Here is a 14,890-nt window from a genome sequence, read left to right as displayed (position 1 = left end):
GCAACAGGGCGTGGATCGAAGCGCCGGGATCAAGCCATCGGGTGTGCGACCGCTGGGATGTGGTGGACGCGTACATGGCAGGTGAGAAGTCTCGACGCGGTCGGCACCGATGAGGCCCGAGCCCTCAAGGGCTAGGCGGCCCTGGCCAACGCGCACCTCGCCTTCCGGGCGTACGGGACCGTGCTCGCCTGCCGGCGTCGGCGGGCGCAGGAGTCCGCTGTGGCCAACGGGCAGCTCCTGCTGTGGGTGTAGAGCGGGGGCAAGCGGTGACGTCACCCAGTTGTGACGGCCTGCGTTTCGGCCGTAGCCGAAAAGCTGGGAGGGGTGACCGATGCGTTCAGTGACCTTCTGGTACCCCTCTGTGTACGGTTGCCGGCTCAACAGACGGACTCGGCGCGTCCCAATCGCGCGTATCGCTCCGGCTTCGACTGTCGGAAGCGCGCAGCGACAATGCAGCCCGCGACGAGGTTTGCCGCCGGGATCAGCAGAAGCCAGAGGTACTGGCCGGGATAGCCGCCAACAAGCAACTCGAAGTGCGAGATCGCGTAGACGACGACGGCCTTGAGTGCGAGGAAGGCGATCCCGGGGGCGACGCGACCTTCCAGGCGCTCTCGCTCGCCCGCGAAGCCTCCGTCGCGGGCGAACCAGACGATGATGGCGAGGCTCGCCAGTGCCATCAGGACAAGGATGCCGAGGGTGCCGATCCCGCTGAAGGATCCGATCAGCCGGGAGACGTCGGCGTTCGCGGACACCGGGGGGCAAGGGGCACGGCAATGACGGCCGCGAACGCGATCGAGGCGCGGTAGGGCGATCCGTGGCGGGCGTGAACGGCGCCGAGGTGGGGAGGCGGCAGGGCGCGGTCGCCCGCGAGATTGAAGACGTAGCGGGCGGCGACGTTGTGGCAGGAGAGCAGCGAGGCGCCGGCGGAGGTCGCGATGAGCACCAGGGTGATGTCGGACACGCTCGACGAAACGAAGTGCTTGAGCGCGTCATTGAGCATATTCGTCGGGTCGTTGGTCGCCACAACTACGGCGTCAGAACCGTACGCCGAGGTCAGGGCGTAGGTGGACAGCGCATAGAACACGCCGATCAGTACGGCGGACAGGTGACCGATTTGCGCCGCCTGGATCGACAGGTCAAGGACAACGAGGCCGAGATGCGCGACGCGCTCGCCACAACCCGCACCACGCTCACGACCCTGCCGGGCCTGGGCACCGTGCTGGCCGCCAAGCGCCTGGACGCCTTCAGCGGCAACAACGTCCGCCACCGGCTCAACGCCGGCGGCAACCGCGCCCTGAACTCGGTGCTGCACATCATCGCCGTCCGCCAGATCCGCAGCAGTGGACGCGGACAGGACTGCTACCTGCGCAAAATCACGGAAGGGAAGATACCCGCTGAGGCCCGCAGAGCCCTCAAGCGCCGCCTGTCCAACGTGGTCTACCGGATCACGAAACGTGATCAGCGAGCCCAACTCACTGCAGCCGCTTGACACACAGAGGCGCTAGCGAAAGGACCAGCCTGGCAGCGGCCAGGTCAATGTCGCTCTCCAGAAGGGGTGCCACTCTAGTGAGAGGCACCCCTTCGATGTGGATCCTGTCTCATCCTGATCCAGCTGTGTCGTGTTGCTGATCAGTGCGACGCAGAAGCATCCCCGCCTCCCCCGAGATCCACGGGGTATCCGGCTTCCGCCATGCGCTGTGCGAGGCCGGACAGGCGGTCGGGGGTGTCATCCAGGAGCAGCTGCAGGCCGGGCGCTGTGCCGTTCCCGCCTGCGGCTTGGCTCAGGACGGTCAGAAGGATCGCCAGCACGTTCGGCTGCTCGTCGGCGAGGAGCTCGCCGGCCTCATGGACGACGACCGCCAGCTCGTGGTCCGCGTCGTCCACCGCGCCGCGCAGGCAGTCGAGGAAGGCGTCCCAGTTGTGACCGAAGTAGTCCGGGAATCCGAGCTGGGCCGCCCATTCGGTGAACATGCCCTGGGCGGTGCGGCAGTGGGATCCGAGCACTTCCTCCCGTGTCCATGGCTGGGTGTCCACGGCGGTCAGCGGTCGGATCCAGGCCGTCATGCTGGTCATGGAGCTCCTTCTTCTCGCTTCCCTGCGGCCTACCAGCGGCCCAGGTAGTAGAACGACTGGTAGTGGTCGTACGTGACGTAGGTGTTGCCTGTGTTGGGGTTGCGTACGATCCTCCGCTGGCCGCGAGCCCTGTTGTCCACGACGTTGTGGTAGTCGAGGTCGTACTCCACGTAGGGAGCCGTTCGGCCATTGCCGGTCGAAAAGGCCCGGGACGCCGAGACATGGAGGAAGTTCTGTTCGTGGTTGGCGAGGTTTCCGCCGTTGTCGTTGAACCGGCCGCCGTAGTAGACGAACTGCGTGCGGTGCAGGGAGGGCTCCCAGTACCCGAACCACTGGCCTCCGGTTGCCTGGCCGGGCCATCCGCGGCCGGCCCACTGGTCGAGGTGGTAGTAGCTCCTGCCGCCGGAATAGTTCACGGCGTGGAAGTCGATGGTGTGGTTGGCCCAGAAGTCCGCAGCTTGGTTCGCGGCGTTCCAGTCCGCCCGGGAGACGCCCGCCGGAGGGTTGTTGCAGGTATGGGTGCAGGAGCCCGACGGCGGCTGGGCGAACGCGGTGCCGGAGTCGACGGCGACACCGCCCACGAGGGCGAGCAGCATGCCGACGACGGACAGGATCCGGCGGTGGCCGCGGAGCCGGGACCTCTGGCCGCGTTCCACGGAGGACTCGGGCTCCGGCACTCGAGAGGGGGACAAGGTGGACAAGACACGCTCCTTGGATTATGTCGGTGGTCCCCGGGGCGGTGCGCCCCGGATGCTCACCGGCGAGTGGTTCACCACCCACACGACCATCCGGGAAGTTGTCCGGCAGCCCCCTTCCACCACTCCGGACAATCCGGCCACCTGGGCAAACGACTTCGCGGGCGGCGGACGCATTGTCCGCCCAGGGCTTCAGCCGTCGTTGACAACGGCGCATGTCACAGCCGGAGAGGGTTCTCGCCAGCCTGGCCTGACACGTATCGTCATGTCCTGACAAATACTTCAGCACCTGCGTAAGGGCTCGATTCATGGGACGTCCCGAGAAACCGGTGGACCCGGATGCTGGTCCCGTACAGCGGCTCGCCCATGAGCTCCGGGAGCTGCGCAGGTCGGTGGGGGGACCGTCGTACCGGGCCATGGCGAAGACGGCGGGCTTCTCGGCTACGACGCTGGCGCACGCCGCGGGCGGGGAGCGGCTGCCGTCGCTCGCCGTGCTCCAGGGATACGTCCGGGCCTGCGGCGCCGATCCGGCGGCGTGGGAGGTGCTCTGGAAGAAGGCCGCGGTCGAAGCGGCGGGAGAGGCCCGGGACGACGAGGACGCGGTGTCGCCCTACCGGGGGCTCGCGCGGTTCGAGCCGGCCGACCGTGAGCTGTTCTTCGGCCGGGACCGGCTGATCGAGGAGCTGCGCGCGCTGGTGCGCGGGAACCGCTTCGCGGTGGTGTTCGGGGCCTCCGGCAGCGGCAAGTCCTCCCTGCTGCGGGCCGGGCTCATCCCCCGCCTGCGGGAGGAGGCGGGGCGGCAGGAACAGCCGGTGGCGCTGAGGGTGCTCACTCCGGGACCCCGGCCGGCCACGATGTACGGGCATCTGCTGACGCCGGCGGAGGATGAGCCGGAGAGCTGGGTGGTGGTGGACCAGTTCGAGGAGGTCTTCACCCTGTGCCGGGACCGTGCCGAGCGGCGCCGCTTCCTCGACCTGCTGCTCGCCGCTCGCGATCCGCGCGGCCGACTCCGGGTGCTCATCGCCGTACGGGCGGACTTCTACGCCCGGTGCGCCGAGCACCGGGGGCTGGTGGACGCCATGCACGGTGCGGGGCTGCTGGTCGGGCCCATGAACGCGGACGAACTACGGGAGACGGTCGTCAGGCCGGCGCAGGCGGCCGGGCTCATCGTGGAACGGGAGCTGACCGCGCTGATCGTCGAGGACGTGTTGGACGAGCCGGGCGGGCTGCCGATGCTCTCGCACGCGCTGCTGGAGACCTGGCGGCGGCGTAAGGGGCGCATGTTGACGCTGGCCGCATACGAGGCGGTCGGCGGGGTGCGTGGCGCGATCGCGGCGAGCGCCGAGGCGGCCTATGCGGAGTTGTCCGGGCCGCGGGCGCACGCCGCCCGGCAGCTGCTGCTGCGGCTGATCGAACCGGGGCAGGGCAACGCCGACACGCGGCGCCCGTTGACCCATGGCGAGCTCGCCGAGTGGCCGGACCCCGAGGTGCGGGTGGCGGCGGAGCGGCTGGCCCGGGCCCGGCTGCTGACGGTCGACGAGGACGGGGTGCACCTCGCCCACGAGGCGCTGATCACCTCCTGGCCGCGGCTGCGCGGCTGGATCGACGAGGACCGGGAACTGCTGCGGCATCACCGGCGGCTGACCGAGGCCGCCCGCACCTGGCTGGAGCACGACCGGGACCCCAGCACGTTGTACCGGGGCACCCGCCTGGCCCGGGCGGAGGAGCTGTTCGCCAGCGGTGCCGGCCGGCCCCTGGGCCTGACCACCGCGGAGAGGGCGTTCCTGGACGCCGCGATCGGGAACCGTACGGCGGAAGAGCAGGCCACCGCCCGGTCGAAGCGCCGGAGCCGAACGCTGGCGGCCGCCCTCTCCGCAGTGCTGGCGGTGGCGTTGATCGTGGGGCTGGCCGCCTGGCGGTCCAAGCAGGACGCCGAGGCGGAGCGTACCGACACGGCGGCTCGTCGGGTCGCCGAGGTCGCCGACTCCCTGCGCACCACCGATCCGCGCACCGCGATGCTGCTCGGCGTCGCGGCCTGGCGGATCTCCCCGTTGCCGGAGTCCCGCCGGGCCCTTCTGGGCGCCCTGACCCAGCCCGAACTCGGCAGCTTCGCCCCCGGCACGGGCCCGGTGCGGTTCCTCGCCGACTCCGGACGCACTCTGCTCAGTGCCAGCGGCCGTACCTGGCGGACCTGGGACGTGACCGCCCACCGCCGCACCGGCTCGGGACGGCTGCCAGACGGCACGGTGATCACCGCCGCCCCGGATGCCCGGGTCCTCGTGGTGCAGGGGGACCACGGTGCCCAACGGCTGTGGGACACCCGTGCCGGACGGTGGACCGGCGGGCCCCTGCCGGACGGCGCCACGGTGGACTTCGCCGCGAGCGGCCGGAGTTACCTGGTGAGCGGCTCAGACGACAAAGCGCGCCTCTACTCCCTCCCCGGCGGCAGGCCGCTCTTCACCACGCCGGCCGGTCAGTCGAGCGTGTCCATCGACGCCGCCGGCCGACGGGTGGCCGTCTGCCCCGACGGACACGCCCCGCGGGTCTGGGACATCGCCGGGCACCGCGCTCTGCCCGGAGCCTGGAACACCGTCCAAGGCATCTGCGACGACGGCTCCACCACCCTCGCCCTCGCCGACGGCCGGCTCGTCCTCCTGGGCCGGGACGGTGTGCGGGTCTGGGACACCACCTCGGGACGCCTGGTCGCCGCACTCCCCGACCCGACCGCCCAGTTCGCCGCCACGAGCCAGGACGGGCGGTTCCTGGCGACGGCCGACCGCCGGGAGATCAAGGTGTGGCGGCTGTCCGCCCCGGGCTCACCGGTGTTCCGGCACCCCCTCGACAACCAGCGGCTCGAACACGGCTTCGCCTGGGCCCCCGACCGGCCCCTCCTGCGCTATCTCGAAGCCGGCACCGTCCACACCCTCGACCTGACGACGACGGTCACCTCCCCCTGGCGCAAGAACCCTCTCGGCGCTGAACGGCTGAGCCCGGACGGCCGTACCCTCGCCACCGCCGAACTCGCCGGCGACCACTACGCCTTCGCGCTGCGCGACACCCGCGACGGCCACCTGCTGCACACCCTGCCGACCTCGCCGCTCCCGGTCTCCTCCGACCCCACATGGCCGGTCGTACCGCGCGACACCCAGCCCCTGCTGGCATTCAGCCCTGACGGCGGCACACTCGCCTACGGCGTCTCCGCCCCCGGCCGGGAGGCGGCACCGCAGCGGGTGACGGTCTGGGACGTTGCCCACCAACGCGCGCTGCACGCCCTGGACCTGGCGACGACGGCATCGGCCGCGGCCACCATCGCCCTCGCCCTGGGCCCCGGCGGCCGTACCCTCCACACCACCCGGATACCACCCCTCGGCGATGTCGTCGAGGAGACCTGGGACACCATCCGACGGCGCAGGACCGCGACATTCACCGGCCAGGCCGGCTTCCGCCTGGCGGTCAGTCCCGACGGCCGTCTCGTCGTGGGCGACCAGCACGTCGTCCGTGAGGGCCGGGCAATCGCCCGCGACCTCGTTCAGGACGACGAGATCGGTGCCCTCGCCTTCTCGCCCGATAGCTCCCGCCTGGCAGCCGGCGACCAAACCGGCCGTGTGGCCCTCTGGGACGGAACGATCCGCCACCGCGCAGGCATCCTGCGGAACGTCTTCCCCGCCCCACTCGACGTCGCCTCCGACGACCCCGAAGCCGTCACGGCCCTCGCCTTCAGCCCCGACGGCACCACCCTGGCCGTCGGTGGCGCCGAGGGCAGCCTTCAGCTCTGGGACACCGCCACCCAGCAACCCCTCGGCGGCCTGCTGACCACCGCAGGCGACAGCATCGACACTCTGGCCTTCAGCACCGACAGCCACACCCTCTACGCCGGCAGCGCCCATGTTCCGCTACAGCGGTACGCCGTGGATCCCGCACGAGCCGTCTCCCTCGTCTGCGCCCGCTCCGGCGGCACGGGCCTCACACGGGCCCAGTGGCACACGTACGTTCCCGACGCGGCCTACCGCCGCGTGTGTACGTAGCCTCCGTCACGACAGGCGACCGCCACGAAGCCCTCGAACAGGCGTACGTCCACGGGCGCCGGGTACGCCATGTGCCCGGGTCCGGACCGGCAGTCCTCACGCCGCGTCGGCCGTACACGGTTGTGCGACGGGAGCGACGCCGAGGGCTTCGGCGATGAGTGCGTGGGACTGTCGACGGGCTTCCTCGTCGGGACTGATGCTCTGAAGCGTGATCTCTGTCACCTCCATCTGTCCGATCATCAGCTTCCGCACCAGGTCGACGTGGCCCGGGGCAGCACGGCCTGGCCCGTCTCGGTCAGACAGGGGTAGTCCGCGCGGACGTCGCCGGCGCACGAGCGGCGCCGCATCAGTCCCGCCTTCTCCACCTGGGTGACCTGATGGGTGAGACCGCTTTTCGAGTCGCAGAGGGCGTCGGCGAGTTCTGTCGTACGCAACTCGCCCTCCTCCAGAGCCTCGCCGAGCCGGACCAGGACCTCGTACTGCAGGTGCGACATCCCCACGTCCTCCTTGAAAGGTGTGGTGGCACCAGGGGAGAGGGCCGTCAGCCGATCTGGATCGATCGCTTCGCCATGCCGATCCAGAAGCCGTCGCGGCTGCCCACGGCTCCTCGGCGTCCTTGTTGATCCCCACGATCGTCTTGGAGGTCTGCATGCCGGCGCGGTGCTGCGGCTTGCGATGGCCGGCCACTGCTTCGGCATCTTCCAGGAGCTAGAAAGCATCAGCGCACAGTTCTTCCCGGGCGGAGCGTTCCTCCGGGCTGGAACCGGCCAACTCATCAGGCGTGAGAGCTGCGACGAGTGCTGGGCTGCCTGCTGATCCGACAAGATCTCGACCGCCACCAGGACCTCCGAAGATCGACAACATCGACCCACGAAGGCTCCGCCGTGCGATCAGCCCAGGTCGAAACCCCGATCAGGACCGCGAAGGCTCAGAGCTCGATCTGACACGGATGTTGTCAACCCACGCATCTACCCCATTCACCTGCGGGCGCGCAGTGTGAGGAGGAGAAGGCGGCGTCCTACTTGAGCCCGTGGATGGCATCGGGTTGTGTGTCGAAGGCCCCGTCCATGTGGACGGGGCCTTCGAGAGATTCTCGGCCTGCTTGAGGATGGCTAGCCGTGTCAGCGGGTGCAGCTGTCCGATGCAGCTTTGAGACGGACGGTCATGCCGTGGCGAGGTGCATGACGGCGGAGTTCGTCGCCTCCTCCGCCGGCAGGATGCCCTGTTGTCGTCCTCGGCTGAGGACCAGCACGCGGTGGGACAGTCCCAGTACCTCATCGAGGTCGGAACTGACCACCACGACCGCCATGCCGGACCGGGCCAGGTCCGCGATCACCTCGTAGATGGCGGCCCGGGCACCGACATCGATGCCGCGGGTGGGCTCGTCGAGGATGATGACCTTCGGCTTGCGCTCCAGCCACTTGGCGATGACGACCTTCTGCTGGTTGCCGCCCGACAGGGTCCGCACCGGCTGGGCGGCCCGTCCTTTGACGGTCATCAACTTGATGGCGTCGGTGGCGACTTCGGTGACGCGCCGTGGGGTCAGCCAGCCCTGCCGGGCGACCCGGTCGAGGTTGGGCAGGACGACGTTGTCGCCGATCGAGAGGTCGAGCACGGCGCCCTGGCCCTTGCGGTCCTCGGGTACGAGCGCCATTCCCGCCTCGATCGCGCCCCGGGGGCCGCGCAGCCGCAGCACTTGGCCGTCGACGGACACCTTTCCTTCAGTCACCGGGTCGACTCCTGCGACGGCCCGCACGAGTTCGGTGCGTCCGGCGCCGACGATCCCGGCGATACCGAAGACCTCGCCCGCCCGCACGCTGAAGGTGACATCCCGGAAGGAGGGGTTGGAGAGACACTCCACGCGCAGCACCTCACGCTCCGCCGGCTCGCCCGTGTCGGGGAAGATCCGCTCGACGCTGCGCCCCACCATCTCCTCGACCAGCTGTGACACGGGCACCTGCGCGGTTGTATGGGTGGCGACCCTTTGCCCGTCCCGCATCACCACGATGCGGTCGCAGATGCGGGCGATCTCCTCCAGGCGGTGGCTGACGTAGACGAAGGACACACCTTCCTTCCGCAGCGCGTCGATCCGCTCGAAGAGGTGATCGGTTTCGTCGCCGCCCAGGGCGGCGGTCGGCTCGTCGAGGATCAGCAGCTTGGCGTTGAGCGTCAGGGCTTTGGCGATCTCCACCTGTTGCTGCGCGGCCACGCGGAGCGTGCCGACCAGCCGGGTGGGGGAGATGTCCAGCCCGAGACGGTGCAGCTGCTCCTCGGCGCGGCGGTTCATCTCCGTACGGTCGATGCGTCCGCCGCGGGTGAGGAGCCGGCCCAAAAAGACGTTCTCAGCGATCGACAGGTCCGGAAGCAGACGCGTCTCCTGATGGATGAGCCCGATGCCGTGAGTGATCGCGTCCCCTGGCGACTTCGGATCGTACGGCCGTGCTTGCCAGGTCATGTGACCGGTGTCGGAGGGGAACGTGCCGGCGATGATGTTGCCGATGGTGGACTTTCCGGCGCCGTTCTCGCCGAGCAGGGCCACCACCTCGCCGGGGCGTACGTCGAGGTCGATCCGGTCCAGGGCCTGTGTCGCGCCGAAGCGCTTGGACACGCCTCGGACGATCAGGCCCTCGTGTGGCTGGTCCCTCGGAACTTCGCTGACGTTCGTCATGATGACGTTGCTTCCCGGGTTCAGGGGTGGGTCTTGATGTACTGGTCGGCCTTCGCCGCGTCGTCCTTGGTCAGCAGGAACGCCGGCTGCAACTGCGTCGCCGGGACCGTCTTGCCGTTGATGATGTTCAGCGCGCTGTCCACCGACATCCGCCCCATCTTCTGGGTCTGCTGGACCATGGTGGCGTCGATGGTGCCGTTGCGGACGGCCTTAAGACCCGCGACATCGCCGTCGAAGCCGACGATCAGACGCTTCTTGCCGTCGGCGCTCTTGACGGCCTGCGCGGCGCCGAGGGCCATCGCGTCGGCCTGGCCCCAGAAGATGTCGATGCTCGGGTGGGCCTGGAGCATGTCCTGGGCTACGGAGTACGCCTTGTCCTGCGCCCAGTCGGCGGTCTGCTGCGAGACCACCTTGATCCCGGGCGCCGCGGCGAGCGCCTGGCCGAACCCCTTCTGCCGGTCGACCTGAGGGGTGGTGCCGATCTGGCCCTGGAGGATGGCCAGTTGGCCCTTGCCGTCCTTCTGCTTGATCACCCACTCGCCGAGCGTCTTGGCGGCCGCGACGCTGTCGGTGGCGATGAACGACTTGCCCGGCGCGTCCTCCGGGTTGCGGTCGACCGTGATGACGGGGATGTTCGCCTTGGTGGCGGCCTTGACCGGCACACCGGCGGCGGTGGCGCCGGCCGGGATGTAGATGATCGCGCTGACCTGGCGACTGATGAAGTCCTGGATCTGGTTGACCTGGGTCGCCGCGTCACCGCGGGCGTCCGCCACGACGACCTTGACGCCCTTCTTCTTGGCTTCGGCCTCGACGGACTGCTTGATCTGGTTGAAGAAGTCGGCCTGGAGATTGGCGACGGCGAGACCGATCGTCACCGGCTTGCCGTCGGCGGTGGTCGTGCCGGTGCTGTCCCTGTTGCAGGCGGTCGCGCCGAGGGCGAGGGCGGCGACGATGCCGGTGGCGATCCAGCGGTATGGGGACTTCATGACGATGGTGCTCCTTCGGGAAGCGGACCCGGCGACTCGGGGAGAGCGGCGGTTCAGTGGTGAGCGGGGAGGAACCGATCTCTTGAGATCGGGGTGCAGCGGGTGGGGGGCGAGGCGACCGTGCGGCGGTAACTCGGCGGTGGGGACCCGCGGCAGGTCGAGTCGAGCTGAGAGCTGAGGTGATCAGCGCGTCTCGCGTCTGCGGAGCACATCGACCATGACCGCGAGAGCGATCACCACGCCGATGACGATCTGCTGGACGAACGGGGAGACTCCGAGCAGGTTGAGCCCGTTGTGCAGGACACCGATGATCAGGACACCGAACAGGGTCCCGGTGACGGAGCCGACACCGCCGCTCAGGCTCGCGCCGCCGATCACCACGGCTGCGATCGCGTCGAGTTCGTAGCCCGTTCCGGCGCTCGGCTGTGAGGAGTCGAGTCGCATCGAGAGGAAGACACCGGCCAGGCCGACGAGGACGCCGGTCACGGTGTAGACGAGCACCGTCCTCTTGCGCACGCTGATGCCTGCGAGGCGGGCGACTTCCGAGCTGCCGCCGATGGCGTACAGCTCACGTCCGCCGGTGCGGTAGCGCATGTAGGCCCACCCTGCGGCGTACAGCACGACGAGCACGAAGGTGACGAAGGTGAAGACGCCGAGGTAGCGGACGGTGGAGAGGTTGTCGAACCAGTCCGGGTACCCGACGATCTGCTGGCCGTCGGTGATGACGTTGGCCAGGCCGCGGGCGATCGACATCATCGCCAGGGTGGCGATGAAGGGCGGGAGTTTGGTGAACGTGACGCCCAGCCCGTTGGCCAGTCCGCACGCGCCCGCGACGCCGATCGCGACGAGTGCGCTCAGCCACAGCGGCCAGCCCTGGTCGTGGGAGAGCCACCCGAGCACCATGGTCGCCAGCGCCAGTACCGCGCCGACCGAGAGGTCGATGCCCCCCGTGATGATGACGGCCGTCATGCCAAGGGCGAGAAGACCCAGGATCACCGCCTGGTCGACGATGTTCAGCAGGTTGTTCTGGGTCAGGAAATACGGCGTCGCTATGTAGAAGATGACGCACATGGCGATCAGGCCCAGTGCCGGACCGCGGGATCCAGTGAGCAGTCCGGTCGCCCAGGATGGCGTCTTGAGCCGTCGTTCGGCCGGCGGTGCGTCCACGGGCTTCGCCGCGTTGCTGGTCGTGCTCATGAAGGTCTCCGGATAGTGAAAAGTGCATCCAGGTCGGGAGGGGTGGCATGGACCGCCTTCGGTCACCTGCGCTGTCGTCACGCGTGTGACGTGCTAGTTCATGAACATCCCTCCGTCGACGTTGATCGTCTGGCCCGTGATGTACGCCGCTTCATCGGAGGCGAGGAACAGCAAGAGGTTGGCCACGTCGTCGTCGGTGCCGGCCCGTCCCAGGGGGATGTCGGCGACCCACTCGGCCATGAGCTCGCCCGGCTCGTAGTCGCCGAGCAGCCGGCCCCATGCGCGGTCGTTGTAGTCCCACATGTCGCTGCCGACGATGCCGGGGCAGTAGGCGTTGACGGTGATCCGGTCCTTGGCGAGCTCCTTGGCCAGGCTCTGCGTGAGGCCCACGACCCCGAACTTGCTGGCCGCGTAGTGCGGCGTGTAGGTGAAGCCCTGACGGGCCTGTCCGGAGGCGGCGCTGAGGATGCGCCCGCCGCGTCCGTGCCGTCGCATGCTCGCGGCGGCGGCCTGGGAGCACAGGAATGTCCCCGTGGTGTTGACGGCGAGGACCCTCTGCCAGTCGGCGAGGTCCAGGTCCTCCAGCGGGCTGATGGTGATGACGCCGGCGTTGTTGACCAGGACGTCCACTCCGCCCCAGTCGTGGTTGGCGAGGTCGAAGGCGCGGGCCACATCGTCCGCTGAGGTGACATCCGTGCGGACGCCGATGGCGTTGCCGCCGGGGTGCTGGGCGGCGACCTTCTCGGCCGCCTCCTCGACGGCCTCGGACCGGTCGAGCATCAGTACGTCCGCGCCTTCGTCGGTGAACAGCGCGGCTATCCCGCGTCCGATGCCCTGTGCGGCGCCGGTAACGATGACGCACTTGCCTTCGAATCGACGGGATTCATTCCTGTTCATGTTCACCGCCCCCGTGGCCGCCGGCCAGCAACTCCCGTACGGCGGAGACGATGCCGTCGGCCGTCAGCCCGAAGTGCTCCAGCAGGAAGGCGGCGCTCCCTGTCGGCGCGAACTCGCGCTGCACGCCGAGTATCCGCATGGGCACGGGATGGTTCTGCGCGACGAAGCTCGCCACAGCCGCGCCGAGGCCGCCCGTGGTGGTCGCCTCCTCGGCGGTGACGATTCCCCGGGTTTCGCGAGCGGCCCGCAGGACGGCTTCGACGTCCAGCGGCTCGACGAACGTCATGTTCAGCACCCGAGCGCCGACACCCTCGGCCCGCAGCGTCTCGGCGGCGGCCAGGGCACGGGAGACCATGGTCCCGACGGCCATGACGGTGATGTCCTCGCCGTTGGTGAGCTGGATGCTGCGGTCGGGTTCGAACGGCGCGTCCTGCGGCGTGACCGACGGGACCTTGAACCGCGGGATGCGCAGGTAGACGGGTCCGTCGTACGCGGCGGCCCAGCGGACGGCGGCGCGGGTCTGTACCGGGTCCGCGGGCACGGCGATGGCCAGGTCGGCGATCGCCCGCATCCAGGACAGGTCCTCGATCGAATGGTGGGTCGGACCCAGCTCCCCGTAGGCCAGACCGGGGCTCTGGCCGCAGAGCACCACCGGAAGTCCGTTGTAGGCGGCGTCGGTCTTGATCTGCTCGGTGGCGCGGCCGGTCAGGAAGGGACCCGCCGCGCTGACGAACGGGATGAACCCGCCGATCGCCAGCCCGGCGGCGACGCCGACGAGGTCCTGCTCGGCGATGCCGACATTGATGAGGCGGTCGGGGTACAGCTCTCTGAACCGGACGAGGTTGCTCGACCCCACGGAGTCGTTGCACACGGCGACGATCCGCTCGTCCTCGGCGGCCAGCGCGATCAGTTCGTCCGCGAACGCCTGGCGGCAGTCGTAGGTCTGCGCGGTCTCGCGCATGACGTCGGCAGTCATCGGCTGAGCTCCTCCAAGGCGGCCTGAACCTGCGCGGCATTCGGCACCTTGTGATGCCACTCCACGCGGTCCTCGATGAACGACACGCCCTTGCCCTTGACCGTGTGGGCCACGACGGCGACCGGCCTGCCGGTGGTGGAAGGGCGCAGTGCGGACAGCAGCTGTCCGTGGTCGTGTCCGTCGGGCTCCCGGACTTCCCAGCCGAAGCTGGCCCACTTGTCCGCGAGCGGCTCAAGACGCTTGGTCTCCTCCGTCCGTGCACCCTGCTGTAGACGGTTCCGGTCGACGATGGCCGTGAGCGAGGCGAGGTCATGGTGCGCGGCGGTCATCGCCGCCTCCCAGTTGCTTCCCTCCTGCAGTTCGCCGTCGCCCAGGACCACGAACGTGCGGTACGAGCGGCCCGCCACCTTGGCCGCCAGAGCACAACCGACCGCCACGGGGAAGCCGTGTCCGAGGGGCCCGGTGTTCGTCTCGACGCCCGGCACCTTCCTGCGGTTCGGGTGGCCGTTGAGCGGGGAGAGCGGCGCCATGAACGTGGACAACTCGGAGAGCGGGAAGAAGCCGCTGTGGGCGAGCGTCGCGTACAGGGCGGCCGCACAGTGCCCCTTGCTGAGGATGAAGCGGTCACGATCCGGGTCCCGCGGCTTCTCGGGGTTCACGGCCAGCACGCCGCCGAACAGTGTGGCGAGGATGTCCGTCACCGACAGATCGCCGCCGATGTGACCGAGCTGGGCGCCGTCGATCATCCGCACGACACTGCGGCGCACGTCGGTGGACAGCTGCCTCAGCTCGCGGAGCCGGCCGGCCAGATCTTCATCGGCGATACGCCGACGCCGTTCCCGGAATCGCACGGTCCCGGCTGGGTCTGTGGTGAGCATCTGGATCGTCCTTGATCGCTGGATCTTGGGGTCCGACGGGTCTCGCGGCGTCGGCCGGAGTGGCCCGGCGAGCGGGGCAGGGCGCTGGGTGGGGCTGTCGGCTGGTTGCCGGATCGAGTGAATAGCTATTCAGTAGTGAATCGCGAACGCCATCATGCTGAGCGCGTTTCGGCCGCGTGTCAATAGGGTGAATCGGTGCCTTTGCAGGCCGCCGAGGTGCGAGATCGGCCGGTAGGGCGGAAACGGGTGCCGGTTCGTGTCATGGCGCCGGACGCGGCGGGGGCCCGTCTGACGTCACGGGCGCAGCATTGAGTGCTGTGGCTGAGAGCCCTCCCGGCCAGGCCGCCCGCGATCACGGCGAAGTTCAGGTGCGCCCGCAGAACCCGCAGCGCGGTCCGTCCCCGCAACCCATGCCAGGGCGGTCGTCGCGATGCGGTCGCGCAGCGCGGCGAGGGCCTCGTACGCGCCGTGCCGGGAGCTCAGCGACTTGGTACT

The 14,890-nt window shown here is 69.4% G+C and carries 13 protein-coding genes; 2 read left to right on the top strand and 11 right to left on the bottom strand.

The window, feature by feature from the left end:
• Positions 1-377: 377 nt before the first annotated feature.
• Both OG289_RS09080 and OG289_RS09075 read right to left on the bottom strand, forming a co-directional pair.
• Entirely contained in the window at positions 378-752 is a 375-nt protein-coding gene (locus OG289_RS09080) for a hypothetical protein (RefSeq protein ID WP_327313504.1), read from the bottom strand.
• The gene (locus OG289_RS09075) at positions 722-1,084 is read right to left on the bottom strand and encodes a hypothetical protein (protein ID WP_327313503.1); all 363 of its coding nucleotides are present in this window, start codon (positions 1,082-1,084) and stop codon (positions 722-724) included. Before OG289_RS09075 ends, OG289_RS09080 begins: the two co-directional genes overlap by 31 nt.
• Positions 1,085-1,105: 21 nt before the next feature.
• Between OG289_RS09075 and OG289_RS09070 the strand changes: the two genes are divergently transcribed.
• Positions 1,106-1,489 (top strand): hypothetical protein, encoded by a 384-nt coding sequence (locus OG289_RS09070; protein ID WP_327313502.1) that lies wholly within the window; start codon positions 1,106-1,108, stop codon positions 1,487-1,489.
• 140 nt (positions 1,490-1,629) lie between these two features.
• Here OG289_RS09070 and OG289_RS09065 read toward each other — a convergent pair whose 3' ends face one another.
• Together OG289_RS09065 and OG289_RS09060 are read right to left on the bottom strand one after the other, a co-directional pair.
• The gene (locus OG289_RS09065) at positions 1,630-2,073 is read right to left on the bottom strand and encodes a barstar family protein (protein ID WP_327313501.1); all 444 of its coding nucleotides are present in this window, start codon (positions 2,071-2,073) and stop codon (positions 1,630-1,632) included.
• A gap of 29 nt (positions 2,074-2,102) precedes the next feature.
• The gene (locus OG289_RS09060; RefSeq protein WP_327313500.1) at positions 2,103-2,774 is read right to left on the bottom strand and encodes a ribonuclease domain-containing protein; all 672 of its coding nucleotides are present in this window, start codon (positions 2,772-2,774) and stop codon (positions 2,103-2,105) included.
• 302 nt (positions 2,775-3,076) lie between these two features.
• Here OG289_RS09060 and OG289_RS09055 point away from each other — a divergent pair, with 302 nt between their 5' ends.
• On the top strand, positions 3,077-6,793 hold the full coding sequence (locus OG289_RS09055) for an nSTAND1 domain-containing NTPase (protein ID WP_327313499.1): 3,717 nt from the start codon (positions 3,077-3,079) through the stop codon (positions 6,791-6,793).
• 239 nt (positions 6,794-7,032) lie between these two features.
• Here OG289_RS09055 and OG289_RS09050 read toward each other — a convergent pair whose 3' ends face one another.
• The 7 genes from OG289_RS09050 to OG289_RS09020 all read right to left on the bottom strand — a co-directional run bounded on the left by OG289_RS09050 (position 7,033) and on the right by OG289_RS09020 (position 14,395).
• Entirely contained in the window at positions 7,033-7,287 is a 255-nt protein-coding gene (locus OG289_RS09050; RefSeq protein ID WP_327313498.1) for a MarR family transcriptional regulator, read from the bottom strand.
• 668 nt (positions 7,288-7,955) lie between these two features.
• Complete coding sequence (locus OG289_RS09045) at positions 7,956-9,401, bottom strand: sugar ABC transporter ATP-binding protein (protein WP_327313497.1); 1,446 nt, start codon at positions 9,399-9,401, stop codon at positions 7,956-7,958.
• An 80-nt stretch (positions 9,402-9,481) separates the two neighbouring features.
• Complete coding sequence (locus OG289_RS09040; RefSeq protein WP_327313496.1) at positions 9,482-10,447, bottom strand: sugar ABC transporter substrate-binding protein; 966 nt, start codon at positions 10,445-10,447, stop codon at positions 9,482-9,484.
• Positions 10,448-10,630: 183 nt separating this feature from the next.
• Positions 10,631-11,644, bottom strand: a complete 1,014-nt coding sequence (locus OG289_RS09035; protein ID WP_327313495.1) for an ABC transporter permease — start codon at positions 11,642-11,644, stop codon at positions 10,631-10,633.
• A gap of 93 nt (positions 11,645-11,737) precedes the next feature.
• The gene (locus tag OG289_RS09030) at positions 11,738-12,541 is read right to left on the bottom strand and encodes a glucose 1-dehydrogenase (protein ID WP_327313494.1); all 804 of its coding nucleotides are present in this window, start codon (positions 12,539-12,541) and stop codon (positions 11,738-11,740) included.
• Positions 12,528-13,517, bottom strand: coding sequence for a transketolase family protein (locus tag OG289_RS09025; RefSeq protein ID WP_327313493.1), 990 nt, complete (start codon positions 13,515-13,517; stop codon positions 12,528-12,530). Before OG289_RS09025 ends, OG289_RS09030 begins: the two co-directional genes overlap by 14 nt.
• Positions 13,514-14,395: a transketolase gene (locus tag OG289_RS09020; RefSeq protein ID WP_327313492.1), complete on the bottom strand. Its 882-nt coding sequence runs from the start codon at positions 14,393-14,395 to the stop codon at positions 13,514-13,516. The genes OG289_RS09025 and OG289_RS09020 overlap by 4 nt, the downstream gene beginning before the upstream one ends.
• Between the last annotated feature and the right edge of the window lie 495 nt (positions 14,396-14,890).

It is taken from the genome of Streptomyces sp. NBC_01235, assembly GCF_035989285.1.
Lineage (GTDB): Bacteria > Actinomycetota > Actinomycetes > Streptomycetales > Streptomycetaceae > Streptomyces.
The sequence above is the reverse complement of the archived record's forward strand: the minus strand, read 5'-3'. Positions and strand labels throughout refer to the sequence as shown.